Annotated in this window: 11 protein-coding genes; 6 read left to right on the top strand and 5 right to left on the bottom strand. The window is 71.0% G+C overall.

Annotated elements, in window-relative coordinates; translation table 11 throughout:
* Nucleotide 1 precedes the first annotated feature (1 nt).
* On the bottom strand, nucleotides 2–1,897 hold the full coding sequence (locus tag AAIB33_RS01010; protein ID WP_345801710.1) for a DUF6350 family protein: 1,896 nt from the start codon (nucleotides 1,895–1,897) through the stop codon (nucleotides 2–4).
* A 112-nt stretch (nucleotides 1,898–2,009) separates the two neighbouring features.
* On the opposite strand from AAIB33_RS01010, the gene AAIB33_RS01005 reads away from it, so the two are divergent.
* Together AAIB33_RS01005 and AAIB33_RS01000 are read left to right on the top strand one after the other, a co-directional pair.
* Nucleotides 2,010–3,476 (top strand): NCS2 family permease, encoded by a 1,467-nt coding sequence (locus AAIB33_RS01005; RefSeq protein WP_345801709.1) that lies wholly within the window; start codon nucleotides 2,010–2,012, stop codon nucleotides 3,474–3,476.
* Between the two features lie 181 nt (nucleotides 3,477–3,657).
* Entirely contained in the window at nucleotides 3,658–6,243 is a 2,586-nt protein-coding gene (locus tag AAIB33_RS01000) for a hypothetical protein (RefSeq protein ID WP_345801708.1), read from the top strand.
* Between the two features lie 78 nt (nucleotides 6,244–6,321).
* On the opposite strand, the gene sucD is transcribed toward AAIB33_RS01000, so the two are convergent.
* On the bottom strand, nucleotides 6,322–7,224 hold the full coding sequence (sucD, locus tag AAIB33_RS00995) for a succinate--CoA ligase subunit alpha (protein ID WP_345801707.1): 903 nt from the start codon (nucleotides 7,222–7,224) through the stop codon (nucleotides 6,322–6,324).
* 48 nt (nucleotides 7,225–7,272) lie between these two features.
* Nucleotides 7,273–8,436 carry an ADP-forming succinate--CoA ligase subunit beta gene (gene sucC / locus AAIB33_RS00990; protein WP_345801706.1) on the bottom strand — a complete coding sequence of 388 codons (1,164 nt, stop codon included), beginning with the start codon at nucleotides 8,434–8,436 and terminating at the stop codon, nucleotides 7,273–7,275.
* 182 nt (nucleotides 8,437–8,618) lie between these two features.
* Between sucC and AAIB33_RS00985 the strand changes: the two genes are divergently transcribed.
* The 4 genes from AAIB33_RS00985 to AAIB33_RS00970 all read left to right on the top strand — a co-directional run bounded on the left by AAIB33_RS00985 (nucleotide 8,619) and on the right by AAIB33_RS00970 (nucleotide 15,546).
* Nucleotides 8,619–9,290: a helix-turn-helix domain-containing protein gene (locus AAIB33_RS00985; RefSeq protein ID WP_345801705.1), complete on the top strand. Its 672-nt coding sequence runs from the start codon at nucleotides 8,619–8,621 to the stop codon at nucleotides 9,288–9,290.
* A gap of 160 nt (nucleotides 9,291–9,450) precedes the next feature.
* A complete protein-coding gene (locus tag AAIB33_RS00980; protein ID WP_345801704.1) occupies nucleotides 9,451–10,689 on the top strand; it encodes an acyl-CoA dehydrogenase family protein in 1,239 nt (412 codons plus the stop codon).
* A gap of 103 nt (nucleotides 10,690–10,792) precedes the next feature.
* Complete coding sequence (locus AAIB33_RS00975; protein WP_345801703.1) at nucleotides 10,793–11,947, top strand: AI-2E family transporter; 1,155 nt, start codon at nucleotides 10,793–10,795, stop codon at nucleotides 11,945–11,947.
* A 200-nt stretch (nucleotides 11,948–12,147) separates the two neighbouring features.
* Entirely contained in the window at nucleotides 12,148–15,546 is a 3,399-nt protein-coding gene (locus AAIB33_RS00970) for a hypothetical protein (protein WP_345801702.1), read from the top strand.
* On the opposite strand, the gene AAIB33_RS00965 is transcribed toward AAIB33_RS00970, so the two are convergent.
* Nucleotides 15,521–15,940 carry an SRPBCC domain-containing protein gene (locus AAIB33_RS00965; protein ID WP_345801701.1) on the bottom strand — a complete coding sequence of 140 codons (420 nt, stop codon included), beginning with the start codon at nucleotides 15,938–15,940 and terminating at the stop codon, nucleotides 15,521–15,523. The two genes, AAIB33_RS00970 and AAIB33_RS00965, sit on opposite strands and share 26 nt — an antisense overlap.
* The gene (locus AAIB33_RS00960) at nucleotides 15,937–16,248 is read right to left on the bottom strand and encodes a metalloregulator ArsR/SmtB family transcription factor (RefSeq protein ID WP_345801700.1); all 312 of its coding nucleotides are present in this window, start codon (nucleotides 16,246–16,248) and stop codon (nucleotides 15,937–15,939) included. The genes AAIB33_RS00965 and AAIB33_RS00960 overlap by 4 nt, the downstream gene beginning before the upstream one ends.
* Nucleotides 16,249–16,298: the final 50 nt, after the last annotated feature.

The following is a 16,298-nucleotide window of genomic DNA, read 5'->3' as shown; positions in this document are numbered from 1 at the left end:
CCTAGTCTACCGACGGCCGTCCGGCCGCCGTGTCCGGTGCATCGGGAGGATCGATCGGCAGAGTCGGCAGGTCGATGGGAGCCGTCTCGGCGTCGTGGTCGACGGGGGCGTCCGCGCTCGGCACGGGGTCCGCCGGGCGGGCCGGCTCGGGCGCCTCCGCGGGCCGTGCAGGCTCCGCGGCCTCGACCGGGCGGACAGGCGGAGCCTCCGAGCGGACGGGCGGAGCCTCCGAGCGGACGGGCGGAGCCTCCGGGAGAACGGGCGGAGCCTCCGAGCGGACGGGCGGAGCCTCCGGGAGAACGGGCGGAGCCTCCGGGCGGACGGGCGGAGCGTCGACGGGAGCGACGTCGTGGGGAGCAACGGGTGCGACCGCCGGCAGCGACGGAGCCGTGGATGCCGCACCCGGCACCGCGCGGGCACCGGCATCCCGATCCTCATCGCGCCGGCTCACGAGAAGCAGGATGCTCGCACCGACGAGCACCTCGACCCCCACGGCGAGCGCGACGGGTCCGGGCTCCGGCCCGACATGCGCCAGGCGATCGGGCCCGAGCGAGCCGGAGGCGAACAGCGACAGCAGCGCCGCCGCGCCCGCGCTCACGACGGCGATCACCGCGGCGACGACGAGGCGGGGCGCGAAGGGCTCCACGATGTGCGGCGCGGCCTCGCGACGCGGCTCCGGCTCCGGTTGCCGCGACGGCTCGACGACCGTCGTCACGGGCGGCGTGGCAGACGCAGGTCGCGGAGATCCGCCCGCCGCGAGCAGCGCCTCGAGGGCGGCCTTGCGGGAGGCATCGGTCACGTCGTCCAGCGACACGGTCGGCGCGGCAGGCGCGGCGGGCGCGGCATCCCGAACCGGGGCGGACGCGGCATCCCGAATCTTCTTCACCCGCCCGCGCGGCCGCGGAGCGATGCCCGCCGCCAGGAGCAGGTGCGATCGGGCGATCCAGCCGGCGAAGGCCCCCACCGCGATCGGCAGCAGCACGACGAGCAGCAGCCACGTCGACGTCGACTCGGGGATCATGCCGAGCACGGGCACCCCGGGAACCACGCCGAGCTGCGTGCCCGACGGCGAGACCGCCGTCCCCGTGCCGAGACTGAACCCCGGCCCGGCGATGAAGGAGACGCCCCACACGACGAGGGTCGGAAGATAGGCCAGCTGAGCCAGGGTCACAACGACGACGCCGAGTAGGTCGAGGTTGCCCGCCTGATACAGCGCGACGATCTGGCCCGCACGCACCGCGACCGCGACCGCAACCGCGAGAGCGCCGGCGCCCACGAGTCCCGCGACGGCGGCGGCGGACCCGCGGGCCGCGATGCCCGGCACCGCGCCCCATTCCCCGCCCGCTTCGACGCGGTCGCGCACGCGTGCGACGACGCCCTCCGAGGCCTCGCGCCACTCGGTCACCACCGCCCCCGCGAGCGCCGGCCCCGCGAAGAGGACCGTCGGGAAGAGGATGCCCTGCCACAGCGACGTCGTCGCGAGCGTGTTGTGCGAGGTGAGCACGATGAGCGCGGACAGCACCGCGACGACGCCGGCGCCCATGAGGACGCCGGTCAGCCACGCGTCGGCACGCGACGCGCGCGCGCCCGAGCGCGCGGCGAAGATCGCCGTGAACGCCGCATACGCGAGCGGCGCGAGCGAGAGGGTGAAGGATGCCGCCGACTCGGAGATGCCGGTCGCGGCGAGGTAGTCGCCGGGCAGCGTCAGGTCGACGGGCACGAGATGCCCGAGCTGCCACACGACCGCGCTCGCCGGCCAGAGGGCACCCCAATCGGCGCCGTCGCCCAGACCGAAGACCCAGACGAGGGTCAGCGGGGCGAGGGTCGCCGCGATCCCCGCGGCGACCGCGATGGCGGCGTCGAAGGCGGCAAGGAAGGCGACGATGAGGCGGTGCATCCGGCTTTCGACCCTACCCAGCGCTTCGGGGCAGTCCGGTCGGCCACGCCCGCGCGCGGGCTTTCGCCGCAACAGGTCGCGGTGCCGATAACGTCGTCTCGGAGGTCAGCCCGTGAGCACAGCACCATCGCCCGGAACACAGGTCGTCGAGGAGCGTGGAGCACTCGACCGCTTCTTCGAGATCACGCGGCGCGGATCGACCCGCGGCACCGAGGTGCGAGGCGGTGTCGTCACCTTCGTGACGATGGCGTACATCGTCATCCTGAACCCGATCATCCTCTCGAGCAGTCCGGATGTCGCGGGCGACAGCCTCGGCTTCGCCCAGGTCGCGGCCGTGACGGCGCTGACGGCCGGCGTCATGACGATCCTGTTCGGCCTCATCTCGCGTCTCCCGTTCGCGTTCGCGGCGGGCCTCGGCATCAACTCGTTCCTCGCGGTGAGCGTCGTCGGTCAGGTGACCTGGCCCGAGGCCATGGGCCTCGTGATGATCAACGGCATCATCATCGTGATCCTCGCCGCGACCGGCCTGCGGCGCCTCATCTTCGATGCCGTGCCGGTCGCGCTGAAGACGGCGATCACGGTCGGCATCGGTCTGTTCATCGCCTTCATCGGATTCGTGGATGCCGGATTCGTGAGCTCGACGGGAGCCTCGTCGCCGCCCGTCGGCCTCGGCGTCAACGGGTCGATCGCCACGATCCCGACGCTGCTGTTCGTCCTGACGCTCCTCCTCTGCGCGATCCTCATGGTGCTCCGCGTGCGCGGCGCGCTGCTCATCGGGCTCGTGGCGGGCACCGTCGCCGCCGTGATCATCGAATCGATCTGGCACCTCGGACCGAAGGTCGGCGCCGACGGCGACATCAACGCGGGCGGGTGGTCGCTGTCGGTCCCCGCGCTTCCCTCCAGCTGGGTGAGCATCCCCGACCTGAGCCTCGTCGGGCAGGTCGACCTCTTCGGGGCGTTCGGCCGCATCGGCGGGCTGGCCGCCACGATGCTCGTCTTCACCCTCGTCTTCACCAACTTCTTCGACGCGATGGGCACAATGACGGGCCTGTCCCGCGAGGCGGATCTCGCGAACGAGAAGGGCGATTTCCCGCGGCTCCGGTCGGCGCTCGTCGTGGAGGGCGTCGGCGCCATCGCGGGCGGCTTCACGTCGTCGTCCTCCAACACGGTGTTCGTCGAGTCCGCCTCCGGCATCGGCGAAGGGGCTCGCACGGGCCTGTCGAACGTCGTGACGGGTCTGCTGTTCCTCCTCGCCATGTTCCTGACCCCGCTCACGACGATCGTGCCGTCCGAGGTCGCTTCCGCCGCGCTCGTCATCGTGGGTGCGCTCATGATGTCCCAGATCCGCCATGTCGATCTCAGCGACCTCTCGGTGCTGATCCCCGTCTTCCTCACGGTGACGGTCATGCCGTTCACCTACTCGATCGCCAACGGCATCGGCGCGGGCTTCATCTCTTGGGTCGTCATCCGGTCGCTCTCGGGCAAGGCGAAGGAGATCAGCCCGCTCCTGTGGGTCGTCGCGGCTGGCTTCGTCGTCTACTTCGCCCGCGGGCCGATCGAGGCCGCGCTCGGAGGCTAGTGCCGGGGTCGCCCGCCCGCTGCGCGGACCCCCACCCCCGCTCCGCCGACCCCTGCCCCCGCTGCGCGGACCCCCACCCCCGCTCCGCCGACCCCTGCCCCCGCTGCGCGGACCCCTACCCCCGCGGCACCGTCGTCACTAGCATGTGGCCATCTGCAGCGGCGCGGACTGGGGGCCGGCAATGGCACGCATCAGGGTCTCGGCGAGCTTCGAACTGCGCCCGCCGAAGAACGGCACTCCACCATCGGGTCCCCGCGTCCTCGAGCTGCGGGTGCACGGCGTCAACAACACCACGGCGGCCGCTCTCCTCGACGTCAAGCCGGAAGAGGTGGAGCAGGTCACGGGTGACAAGCTCGGCAGCTTCTGGCGCCCCACGAAGGAGGCGATCGCGGCGCGGAAGCCCGGCGAGCGCGGGTACGTCCCGCCGTACGTCGTCCGCGAGGCGTATTCCTGGGGCGGCATGGTGCGGACGACGCCCGATCTCGGCACCACCGGGGCGACCGGCACGATTCCCGCGGCCATCGCCCGCGTGCTGTATGCGCTCATCCTGCCGTTCAGCATCGCGAACGCGGCGCAGTGGGCGCGACTGCTCGATGTCGGCCATCTCCCCCTCCCCAAGCGCATCTGGATCGCTCTGACGGCCGGCGCATCGCGCCTCTTCAGCCTCGTGCTGACCCTCATGTACACCGTCACGGCCGCGACGCTCGCCCTCGACCTCGGGGCCGTGCAGTGCGCCGCGACGCCGGCGCGCTGCGGTCCGCTGGAGGGGCCGCTCACGGCGTTCGCGACGTGGACGACGGGTCAGCGCATCGCACTGTTCGCGCTGGCGCCGATCCTGGCGGTCTTCGTGCTCTGGATCATCTCCGTCATCTCCAGGCTGCGCTACGACGTGCTGTCCGGGGTCAAGGGCAAAGCGCGCACGATGGGTCCCCGCCCGGCGCCCGCTCTCGCGCAGGCGGGCTTCTGGTCGAACCGCATCACGAAAGCACTGTCCCGCTCGCATGTCGCCGCGTCGATGTCGCTCACCGTCCTGCTCGCGCTCCAGGCCGCGCACGCCCTGTGGAAGCCCGGCAGCGCCGCCGCCGCCTGGGAGGCGGGTGTGCGCGCCGTCGCCCTCGTCCTCTTCATCGCGACCGTCGCGCTGACCGCTCTGCTGCCGACGGGGTCGTTGACGGCCGAGGAGGATTGGCGTCAGAAGCTCACCCAGTTCCTCTCGGGCGCTCTCCTCGTGCTGACGGCGATCGCGACGGCAGCCGGACTGCTGCTCATCGCCTTCGCACCCGCCGGCGCTGTCGCGGAGGACACCGGTACGGGAGAGGTGTTCCTCCAGGTCGTCGCCTGGGGCGGCCTCCTCGCGCTGACCGGCATCGTCTGGCGGCTCTTCGGCGGCATGCTGCGCACGGCATGGCTCTCGGCGGGCCCCTTCGTCATCATGACCCTGGCGCTCGCGCTCGCCTCGGCGATCAGCTCGATCGTCGTGGTCGGCGTGAGCCAGCTCGTGCAGACGAAGCCGCAGACCCCGGCCGCAGGGGAAGCCCCGACCCCTGCGCCCGCCCCGCTCGTCGTTCCCGACGTGTACTCCGCGATCGGCGCCACGATCCTCCTCGCCGCCGTGCTGGGCGCGATCATCGTCGGTCTCCTCCTCCTCTGGCCGCGCGCCCTCGGTCCCCGCGCGAGCGCGTGGGGGCAGGCGGCCGCATCCGACGAGCTCCACATCCCGGACGGCGGAGTGCTCCCGCCCTCACCGGCAGCCCTTTTCCAGCGGATCCGCGGCAAGCGCGCGACCGCGTCGCGCCTGCATCTCGTGGAGCCGATCGTCGGCGTCCTCGCGATCCTGCTCGCGCTCGGCGTCGCGGCGGGACTCCAGTGGACCCGCATGGCGGAGGGCAACGAGCTGTGGGAGGTGACGAAGGTGCCCTGGCTCAACACGACGGCGTCGAGCCAGGCCATCCAGACGTTCGTCGGCGTCGCGGCTCCCGTGCTCGGCTGGATCGGGGTCGGCATCGTGGCGCTCCTCGTGAGCGGCGCCGCGACGGGCGGACAGCGTCCGCTCGGAATCGTGTGGGACATCGCCTGCTACCTGCCGCGCACCGGGCACCCGTTCGGGCCGCCGTGCTACGCGGAGCGCGCCGTCCCCGAGATCGCCGGCCGGCTCTTCGACTGGCTCGAGAAGGACGACGACAACCGCGCCGTCCTCTCGGCGCACAGCATGGGCGCCGTCCTCGCGGTCTCGGCGCTGGGGCTGCTCGCCAGCCGGTCCGCGACCGACGCGCTCCTCGATCGCATCTCGCTGCTCACCTTCGGCATCCAGCTGCGGGCGTACTTCGGCCGGATGCTGCCCGATCTCCTCGGCCCGGAAGTGCTCGGAACGACGCCCTCACGTCCGCCCGGCCTCGGCCGGGACCCGTGGACGAGCGATTTCGAGGCGCAGAACCGGCCGCCCGCCTCGCCCGCCCGCGTGATCGACTCGATGCAGGGCACGATCCTCCTCGGCGCGAGTGTACGGTGGGTCAACCTCTGGCGCCTGACCGACTACCTGGGCTTCCCCGGCATGAGCACGGCGCGAACGGCCGTCTTCGCCGGCGGGAAGGGCGACGAGGTCGTGTGGCGCAACGAGGTCGACAGGTTCGCGGAGGAGCTCGATCTCAGCGGCTACATGGTCGACGTCGGAACGCACGGCGAGTACTACCGCGTGCGCGCGTACAGCGACGCGCTCGACGACCTGGTGCCGCTCGCACTCCGGGCCGGGATCTCGCGAGCCGTCTGAGAGACGACGAAGGGGGTGGATGCCGCCGCCCGCGTGCGACGCGGCCGCGGGAGGCATCCACCCCCTTCGTGGTGAGTGCTAGAGCGACTCGATGATCTCGCGCATGAGAGCGGCGGTCTCGGACGGCGTCTTGCCGACCTTGACGCCGGCGGCCTCGAGGGCCTCCTTCTTCGCCTGGGCCGTGCCCGCCGAGCCCGAGACGATGGCGCCGGCGTGGCCCATCGTCTTGCCTTCGGGGGCCGTGAAGCCCGCGACGTAGCCGACGACGGGCTTGGTGACGTTGGCCTTGATGAAGTCGGCCGCGCGCTCCTCGGCGTCGCCGCCGATCTCGCCGATCATGACGATCGCCTTGGTGTCGGGGTCGGCCTCGAACGCCTCGAGCGCGTCGATGTGCGTCGTGCCGATGATGGGGTCGCCGCCGATGCCGATCGCGGTCGAGAAGCCCAGGTCGCGCAGCTCGTACATCATCTGGTACGTCAGGGTGCCCGACTTCGACACGAGGCCGATGGGGCCCTTGCCCGTGATGTTGGCCGGCGTGATGCCGACGAGCGCCTCGTCGGGCGTGATGATGCCGGGGCAGTTCGGCCCGATGATGCGGGTCTTGTTGCCCTTCGACTTGGCGTACGCCCACGCCTCGGCGCTGTCGCCGACCGGCACGCCCTCCGTGATGACCACGAGCAGCGGGATCTCGGCGTCGATGGCCTCGATCATCGCGGCCTTCGTGAAGGCGGCGGGGACGAACGCGATCGACACGTCGGCGCCCGTCTTCTCGATCGCCTCGGCGACCGATCCGAAGACCGGCAGCTCGACGTCCGCGCCGTCCTTGTCGTGGTGCAGGACGGTGGTGCCGGCCTTGCGGGCGTTGACGCCGCCGACGACCTGCGTGCCCGCCTTCAGCATGAGCGCGGTGTGCTTGGTGCCTTCGCCGCCCGTGATGCCCTGGACGATGACCTTGGAGTTCTTGTCAAGGAAGATCGACATGTTTCTGGTTCCTTAGCTTCTGATCCGGTCGCTGAGCTTGTCGGAGCGTCAGGCGTTCGCGAGCTCGGCGGCCTTGTCGGCGCCCTCGTCCATCGTGGCGGCGAGCGTCACGAGCGGGTGGTTGGCCTCCTGGAGGATCTTGCGACCCTCCTCGACCCGGTTGCCGTCGATGCGGACGACGAGCGGCTTGGTGGCGGACGAGCCGAGCTCGGCGAGCGCACCCACGATGCCCTTGGCGACGGCGTCACAGGCGGTGATGCCGCCGAAGACGTTGACGAAGACCGACTTGACCTGCGGGTCGCCGAGGATGACGTCGAGACCCGCGGCCATGACCTCCGCCGAGGCGCCGCCGCCGATGTCGAGGAAGTTCGCCGGCTTGACGCCGCCGTGGTTCTCGCCGGCGTAGGCGACGACGTCGAGCGTCGACATGACCAGGCCCGCGCCGTTGCCGATGATGCCGACCTCGCCGTCGAGCTTGACGTAGTTGAGGTCGTTCTCCTTGGCCTTCGCCTCGAGCGGGTCGGCCGCGGCCTTGTCCTCGAGCAGCGCGTGGCCCGGGTGGCGGAACTCGGCGTTGTCGTCGAGCGACACCTTGCCGTCGAGGGCGATGATCTCGCCGTCCTCCGACTGGATGAGCGGGTTCACCTCGACGAGGGTCGCGTCCTCGTTCTTGTAGACCTGGAAGAGCTTGACGAAGACGTCGGCGACCTTGGGGGCGAGCTCCTCGTCGAAGCCGGCGGCCCGGGCGATCTCGAGGGCCTTGGCCTCGTCGATTCCGGCGAGCGGGTCGACCTCGACGCGGGCGAGAGCCTCGGGCTTCTCGACCGCGAGCTGCTCGATCTCCATGCCGCCCTCGACGCTCGAGAGCGAGAGGTAGGAGCGGTTGGCGCGGTCGAGCAGCACCGAGAAGTAGAACTCCTTGGCGATGCGGGCGCCGCCCGCGATCATGACGCGCTTGACGACGTGACCCTTGATGTCGAGGCCGAGGATGGCCTTCGCGGCCTCGTAGGCCTCGTCGGGGTTCTTGGCGACCTTGACGCCGCCGGCCTTTCCGCGGCCACCGGTCTTCACCTGGGCCTTGACGACGACGACGCCGCCGAGCTTCTCCGCGGCAGCTTTCGCCTCCTCAGGGGTGTCGGCGATGATGCCCGGCAGCACCGGCACCTCGTACTTCTCGAACAGATCGCGTGCCTGGTACTCGTACAGATCCACAGTGCAGTCCTTCGCTGGGGGCGAATGTGGGGGAAACGGCCGAGAGATCTCTCGATATCAAGAGATCGACCAATCCCCCAGCCTACTACCGCCGCGAGAACGCTCCGTGCCGCGTGTCCGGTAGCGCGCAGCCCGCCGCGGTTCGCCTGAGATTGCGGGCGAGGCCGGACTAGGCTCGGCGCATGAGCGACACCGCCTCGCCAACCGCCGCGCGCCACGCCGTCGTCGCGGCGGCCCTGGATCTCTTCGCCGCGCAGGGTTTCGAGGCGACCTCCGTCGAGCAGATCGCGCAGGCCGCCGGCATCTCGCGGTCCACCTTCTTCCGTCAGTTCGGCGGCAAGGACGACGTCGTCTTCGCCGATCACGAGCTGCTCCTCGACGGTCTGCGCTCGTATCTCGCGGAGCCGCATGAGAATCCGTGGGCGGCCGTGTGCGAGGCATCCCTCTGGGTCTTCAAGCAGTTCACCGCCGACCCCGAGCTCGCCCGTCGGCGGTACGCCGTCGTCCGCGGGGTGCCGGCCCTTCGAGAGCGCGAGATCGTCACGGTGTTCCGCTACGAGCGGCTGTTCGACGAGTACCTGCGCGAGTCGCTGCCCGATCTCGATCCGCTCGACGCCGTCGGCTTCGCGGCCCTCGTAACGGCCGTCCACAACCACGTGCTGCGTCAGCTGCTGCGCGGGACGAAGCGCGTTCCCGTCGCGGTGCTGCGCCGCGCGCTCGACGACGTCATGCGCCGCTACGGCGTTCATCCGGAGGGGACGGATGCCGCGGCCGACGACGTCGTCGTGGCGGTGTTCCCGAGAAGGATGCCGTCGGCGGAGGTCGCGCGCCGGCTCGCCGCCGAGCTCGCCTGACCGTCGCCTGCTCGCAGGGGCTCTCGATCCGGCTCGTCCTCACGGCCGCGGTGGAGACCGGCCTCGACTGCCGGATCAGATGAGACTGAGTCCTGCTGTTCCTGACACTGGGTTCCACTAGAATCGAGGCATCCACCCCGCTCGTATCAGGAGGACGCCCGTGTCCGACTTCCAGTTGCGCCCCGGCCAGAGCGTCGATGGCTACGACGTGACGCACCGCCTCGGCACCGACTACTACGCCGTCTTCGCCGACATCCCGGATGCCGATCGTGAGGTATGGCAGCGCGCGCAGGCGTTCGTCGACGAGGTGGGCGACCGGATGCGCGACGCGTGGGACCGGGCGGAATACCCCCTCGACCTCGCCGAGCGTCTCGGCGAGCTCGACCTGCTCAACGACGGCATCGAGCATCCCGACCTGACCCGCTTCTCCCCCCTCGCGGCGGGCCTCGTGAACATGGAGGTCTCGCGCGGCGACGGGTCGCTCGGCACCGTCATCGCCGTGCAGGGCGGCCTCGCGCTGCGCACGCTCGCGCTCTTCGGCAGCCCCGAGCAGCAGGCAAGGTGGCTGCGACCCATTGCGCGCGCGGAGGTGCCGGCCGCCTTCGCGCTGACCGAGCCCGACCACGGCTCAGACTCCGTCTCGCTCGAGACCGTCGCGCGCCGCGACGCCTCCACCGGCGGCTGGGTGCTGAACGGGGCGAAGAAGTGGATCGGCAACGGCGCCTCGGGCGGCGTCACGTTCGTCTGGGCGCGCGTCGAGGCTCCCGGCGACGAAGGGCACGGAGCCGCGCGCTGCTTCCTCGTCGAGCAGAGCACGCCGGGCTACACGGGCACCGTCATCACGGGCAAGGCGTCGCTGCGCGGCATCCATCAGGCCCACATCGCCCTCGATGACGTGCGCGTTCCCGAGGACGCGCTCCTCCCGGGAGCGAGAAGCTTCAAGGATGCCTCGACGGTGCTCTACTCGACGCGCTCCGGCGTCGCGTGGTCGGCGCTCGGCCACGCCACCGCCTGCTACGAGGCCGCCCTGAGCTACGCGCAGCAGCGCGTGCAGTTCGGCAAGCCGCTCGCGAAGTTCCAGATGGTGCAGGAGCGCCTCGCGCAGATGCTCGAGGAGCTCACCGGCATGCAGCTCTACTGTCGCCACCTCGCGGACCTCGAGCTGTCCGGCGGGCTGCGACCGACGCAGGCGTCGCTCGCCAAGTATCACAACACGCGCGCGGCGCGACGGATCGCCTCGACAGCGCGCGACCTGCTCGGCGGCAACGGCATCCTCCTCGAGAACGGCGTCATGCAGCACCTCGCCGACATCGAGGCGATCCACACCTACGAGGGCACGGAGTCGATCCAGGCCCTCCTCATCGGCCGCGACATCACCGGGATGAGCGCGTTCGCCTGACGTCCGCGATGCGCCGGGATCGCAGTCGCTACGTCGTGACGCAGACCCTGGGCCGGAGCGCAAGTCCTCCCTGAAGTCGGCGCGGGCCCCTTAGCGTCGTCGCATGGGCCTGTTCCGACCTTCCGAGCCGCTCGAGGTGCGTTTCGACGCGCCCGACGTGCACCAGCGACCATCCCATGCGCCCTGGAGCATGTGGGCCGACACCTTCGGTCGCCTTGCGACCCGCGCGCTGCAGATCATCCTCATCGTGATCGTCGCGGCGGGAATCATCCTGCTGCTCCTCCAGGTCACGCTCGTCACGATTCCGGTCGTGCTCGCATTGATCCTCGCGTCTGCCTTCGCGCCGGTGATGGGATGGATGCGACGGCGCGGGGTTCCGGATCTGCTCGCGACGATCCTGACGCTCCTGACGATCCTCGTGCTCGTCGGCGCCCTCACCTGGCTCATCGTGCGAGCCGTGAGCGGGCAGTGGAACGACCTCGCCCAGCAGGCGCAGCAGGGCTATGAGCACCTGGTCGACTGGATCAACACGCTTCCCTTCGCGCCGACCCGCGACCAGCTGCAGGAGTGGGGGGATCAGCTGACCGGGTTCCTCACGAGCTCGCAGTTCGGGGCCGGAGCGCTGGCGAGCGTCGGGGCCGTCGCGAACTTCGTGACGGGATTCATCCTGATGGCGACCATCCTGTTCTTCTTCCTCAAGGACGGCCCGCAGATGTGGGAGTTCCTCCTGCGGCCCTTCCGGGGCGAGAGCTACCTCCGCGCGCGCCGGATCGGCGACAAGACGGTCGGCACCCTCGGCTCCTACATGCGCGGCACGGCGACCGTCGCCCTGGTCGACTCGGTCGGCATCCTGATCGGTCTGCTCATCCTCCAGGTTCCGCTCGCGCTGCCCCTCGCCGTGCTCGTCTTCCTGCTGGCATTCATCCCGATCGTCGGCGCGGTGCTCGCCGGCATCATCGCCGCGCTCGTCGCCCTCGTCGCCAACGGCTGGGTCAGCGCACTCCTGGTCGTCGGAGTGGTCGTCCTCGTGAACCAGCTCGAGGGCAATTTCCTCCAGCCGGTGCTGATGGGCCGCTCGATGCGGCTGCACTCGTTCGTGATCCTCGTCGCACTGGCGGCGGGCACGGCGGTCGGCGGAATCCTGGGCGCCGTGCTGGCCGTCCCGATCACCGCGGTTGTGTGGGGGATCATCCAAGTGTGGGACGGCCCGGACCGTCCGGCGCGCTGGGCTCGGCCGAAGGTCCCCGTCGAGTCCTAGCCGGTTCGTTCGGGAGGACATGACGCCTCGGGAGGTCCGGCCGGGCCCGCGGCATCCTCCCCCGCCGTCATCTCCTCCCGTACCGCTCGCCCGAGGGCTTGCGGGGCGGCGGAACGTGGGTCCATCCTGCTCGTAGCACCGATGCTTCCTCCGATGATGGGGGTGCTCGTGACGTGGGGTTCGAGCGAGAGTCGGCGGCGATGACCGTGCCGTCGCCCGCCGTCGATCCCGTGCGGCCTCGGCGGGGTGTCATCGGGTGGATGCTGCGGCTCACCGCCCGCGACGCCGTCGTCGTCCTCATCGTGTCGGTCGCCATGTCGCTCAGCGCCTTCTCTGTCTACGAGGCGACGCAGGCCGCCGACTCCGCGCGGAGCCTCTACAACCAGGCGCGCTCCCTCGACGCCGAGGTCAACCGCCAGTCCGCCCAGCTGGAGAGCGTGGTCGACAACGACCTCCGTGTGCTGGGCCTCTACTGCGACGCGACGCTCCGTCGATCCGCCGCCTGGCCGAGCGTGCTCTCCTACGAGCCCGACGTCGCGAGCCTCGTCTCAGCGAGCCTCGGCGCGTCGATGCTCGGCACGCTGCTGCAGGGCGACCCGAACGCGAGCTGCGACGACGAGTCGGGCTACTCGGTGCAGGAGGCCTACGAGGCCGTCCGCGCCTCGAATCAGGGAACAGCTCCCTCCAGCACCGCAGCGGCAGGGCTCATCGCACGCGCGCACGAGCTCGACGGGGCGGAGACGATGCTGATGACGGCGGGGGCGCTGCTCGCCTGCGTCGTGGCGTTCCTCATCCTGATGGACATCGGGCGCGAACCCGGCCCGGAGGACGTGTCCAGGCACCCCGGGGCCCTGCGGTCCATCCTCGCCGTCGCGTGGCCGATCGCGCTCCTGACGGGTGCCGTCCTCCTGGCGGTGTCCGGCGTCGACCGGTGGCTCACGATCGCGATCGTCGCGGTCGCCGCGGTGCTCTGCGCGCTGGGTGTCGTCTGGGCGGTCCGCACGCAGCCGGCGTTCCATGAGGGTCCCGGCTCGCCCGCCGCGCGCCGCCTCGCCGAGATCTTCGGCGCGGCCGTGCTGGTGCTCTTCTCGGCCGCGGCCCTCGGGTACTCGTATCTCGCCGTCCAGGAGCGCGAGGCGGCGGCGCGCGCCGATGCCGCGACGTCGTTCGCGCACGAGCTGCAGCAGACGGGTCGGCAGGAGGCGATGCGCGATCTGTCCAACGTCGCGATGATGGCGCGACTGGATGCCGAGGGCGTCGCCGCGGAGCAGCTCGCCGCCACCGACCCCAGCGCCGGCGGGGGCGGGCGCGCCGACGTCGACGCGAGGCTCTCATCGCTGAGCGCCAAGCTCCAGCGCATCGAGGACGACGTCCGGTCCGAGACGCGCACGGTCACGGCCGATCGCGCGGATGCCTCGTGCGGCGCATCCGCAGACGATGCCGCACCCGAGCCGCTGACGCTCTACCGGAAGGCGCAGACCGACGGCAGCGTCGTGACCGATCATCTGTGGGCGCTGCAGGAGCCGGCGCGCGAGTGCGACATCGTCGCGGCCCTCACGCGCAACGAGGCGCAGACCTGGGCGGCGCTCGCCTCGACCTTCACCGTGAGCCTCGTGCTCCTCGGCCTGTCCGCGTTCATCCTCGCGCTCGCCGCCGACCGCAAGCACTCCCGCAGCAGCGCCTGGGTGCTCCTCTGCGTCGGCGGTACGAGTGCGGCCATCGCGGTGATCATGATGGGCTTCGCGCTTCCCGACATCGTGGCCCGGCTGCGGATCATCCCGCAGGAGAAGGTCGCGGAGTTCGCCCAGGAGCTCGCGAGAGGCTGGCAGGACCCATGCGGCGAGGCCGACCGCATCCAGGGCGCGATCGACGCGATCGGCGACTACGGTCCGGCCTACGAGGCTCGCGCGTATTCGCGGGACTGCCCCGCCGAGAACGGCCTCGGGCTCCTCTCGTCGGGCTACGACATCGACCTGCCCGCCGTCATCTCCGACCTCGAGCAGGCCCGCCGCCTCGGCTCCGGCACGCCGACGCTGCTCGGCAATCTCGGCTGGTACCGGATCCAGGACGGCATCCGCCGAGGCGATGATTCCGAGGTCCGACGCGGCGCCGCCGACACGCGGCGCGCGATCGCCCGGCTCGAGTCGGACGACGCGCCCGGCGACCTGTCCGTCCACTACTTCCGCTTCAACCTGGGGCTGGCCGCCCTCGCGCTGGGCGACGAGGAGGGGGCGCAGGATGCCTACGCCGACGCGCTCCGCTGCCTGCCGGCCGACTCGGGGTGCCGGGGCGGCGGAGGCATCGTCGACGACTGGCGCCGCTTCCTCGTCACGATGGGGTCCCTCGCCGACCTCGAGCTGCTGGGCGAGTCCCGCGACGTCGACGCGGCCCGACTCCAGCTGCTGGCGATCGAGGATGACGCGCCGGACGTGCCCCAGCCCGACCTCGCCCTCGACGTGTTCCCGCTCGAGCTGCAGCTCTCCACCGCATCGGATTCGGACCCCGCCGAGCGGGTGGTCTGGTACGCGCGCCCGGCGGCGGGCGGCACGTGGGCCCTCATCCCCGACGTCTCGTGGCTGACGATGTACGACGGCTACTACCTCAATGAGCCGCAGGGCCTCTCCGGTCTCACAAGCGGGTACGTCTTCCGCGCCGATGTCTACGTGGGCTCGGAGCGCCGGGTCATCACGAACGCGGGAGAGCCCGACGGCGACCTCGTGCAGGCGAGCTCTCCCGTGCTCGGCGTGAGCGCGGCCGTGCCGGTGTCGTGGACAATCGAGACGCAGACGGGCGTCGACTGGCACATCGGGCCGACGGAGGACTCCGGTCTGTGGCTGCGCAGAGTCGAGGGGTCGATCCCCTACGGCTCCATGGACACCTACCTCACCGACGAGCTCCGGTCCTCGGCCGCCGTGCTGGACGACTTCCCCGATCCGGTCCCGGACGACGCCGGATGGCTGTTCGGCAGAGAGAACGTCGCGATCGAGTGGTCGCGGGACTCGGTCGCCGGCGCGACGATGAAGGCCTTCGGCGACGACTCGGCGTGCGGGGGCACGCTCTACACGGCCGTCGTGGGAGGCGCGGACGTCGACTCGCAGCTCGCCGCCACGGTCTTCGGGTCACTCGTGCTCAACCGAGGCTCGACGACGATGCCCGACCTCGGCTCGGACATCTCCCACGAGGAGCTGTTCGTGACGATTCCGGAGGAGTGGGATGCCACCCTCGGCGCCTCCGGCGTCGCGACGAGCGACCTCACGGCGGGGAGCTGCACGGACGGCGCCTACGTCGACGCCTGGCGCATCTCCGACACAGACCCGTCGACCTTCGACGACGACCTGGACTACCAGCTGGAGCTGCTTACGGACGAGGCGCACCACGTGGATGCCGTCGAAGCGGCCGAGGTGCCGGGTGCTGAGCGCGCCGCGGTCATCCGCTACACCTGGACGTCGCAGTCGGGTGACGCGTATCCGATGTTCCAGCTCTTCGCGGCGACGGCCGACACCGAGTGGACCCTCAACTTCGCCGACTTCCAGGGGACGAATGGCGCGGAGCTGGAGGATGTGCGGGCAAGCGTCACACTGAGCGGTCCGGACGGATGACGTCGGCGATCCGGGCCAGCACGTCGGGCCAGCCGCGCCCCATCCCCTGCAGCGCCGCGCGCCCGAGCTGCGAATCGGCGTCGAGGTCGCCGTGCACGAGGAAGAGGCGGCTGCCGGTGCCCTCGGGCTCGATGCGCCACGTGAGCGTCGAGTCGAGCACGCCCTCGGCGAAGGTGTAGCGGAGGAGCCGCCCCTCCTCCACCTCGAGCACCTCGCACTGCTGGACGCCCCAGCCGCCCATGTCGATGGTGAAGCGGTGGCCCACCTCCGGGCGCAGGTCGGCGGCGTTCGCCCACCACTTCGCGATCGTCTCGGGCGTCGTGATGGCGCGCCAGACGACGTCGGCGGAGTAGGGCAGGAACTCGTCGCATTCGATCGCGGTGAGAGTGGTCATCGGTTCTCCTCGTCGAGCACGCTGCGGAGGTCCCGCAGGCGCTCTTTCCAGTACTGCTCGAACCCGGCCAGCCACTGCGCAGCCTCGGCGAGGGGCGCGGCATCCAGCCGGTAATAGCGGTGCTGGCCCACCTGCTCGGACTGCACCAGGCCGATGTTCCGCAGCACCTGGAGGTGCTCCGACACGGCGGGGCGGCCGATCTCGAAGCGACTCGCGAGGTCGGTGACCGACTTCGGTCCTGCCGCGAGCTCGGTGAGGATGTCTCGGCGGATCGGGTTGGCGAGTCCGCTGAAGACGTCGTGGGCCATGCATCCAGAATACGTCGGAAAAATCCGACACGTCAACTTCTCCCGACGCA

The organism is Microbacterium sp. AZCO, assembly GCF_039614715.1.
GTDB lineage: Bacteria > Actinomycetota > Actinomycetes > Actinomycetales > Microbacteriaceae > Microbacterium.
The sequence above is the reverse complement of the archived record's forward strand: the minus strand, read 5'-3'. Positions and strand labels throughout refer to the sequence as shown.

What these genes read in the sequence shown, in the direction of transcription:
- AAIB33_RS01010 (WP_345801710.1), bottom strand. Translation starts at nt 1,897, where the DNA reads ATGCACCGCCTCATCGTCGCCTTCCTTGCCGCCTTCGACGCCGCCATC.
- AAIB33_RS01000 (WP_345801708.1), top strand. Translation starts at nt 3,658, where the DNA reads ATGGCACGCATCAGGGTCTCGGCGAGCTTCGAACTGCGCCCGCCGAAG.
- sucD (WP_345801707.1), bottom strand. Translation starts at nt 7,224, where the DNA reads ATGTCGATCTTCCTTGACAAGAACTCCAAGGTCATCGTCCAGGGCATC.
- AAIB33_RS00985 (WP_345801705.1), top strand. Translation starts at nt 8,619, where the DNA reads ATGAGCGACACCGCCTCGCCAACCGCCGCGCGCCACGCCGTCGTCGCG.
- AAIB33_RS00975 (WP_345801703.1), top strand. Translation starts at nt 10,793, where the DNA reads ATGGGCCTGTTCCGACCTTCCGAGCCGCTCGAGGTGCGTTTCGACGCG.
- AAIB33_RS00970 (WP_345801702.1), top strand. Translation starts at nt 12,148, where the DNA reads ATGACCGTGCCGTCGCCCGCCGTCGATCCCGTGCGGCCTCGGCGGGGT.
- AAIB33_RS00965 (WP_345801701.1), bottom strand. Translation starts at nt 15,940, where the DNA reads ATGACCACTCTCACCGCGATCGAATGCGACGAGTTCCTGCCCTACTCC.
- AAIB33_RS00960 (WP_345801700.1), bottom strand. Translation starts at nt 16,248, where the DNA reads ATGGCCCACGACGTCTTCAGCGGACTCGCCAACCCGATCCGCCGAGAC.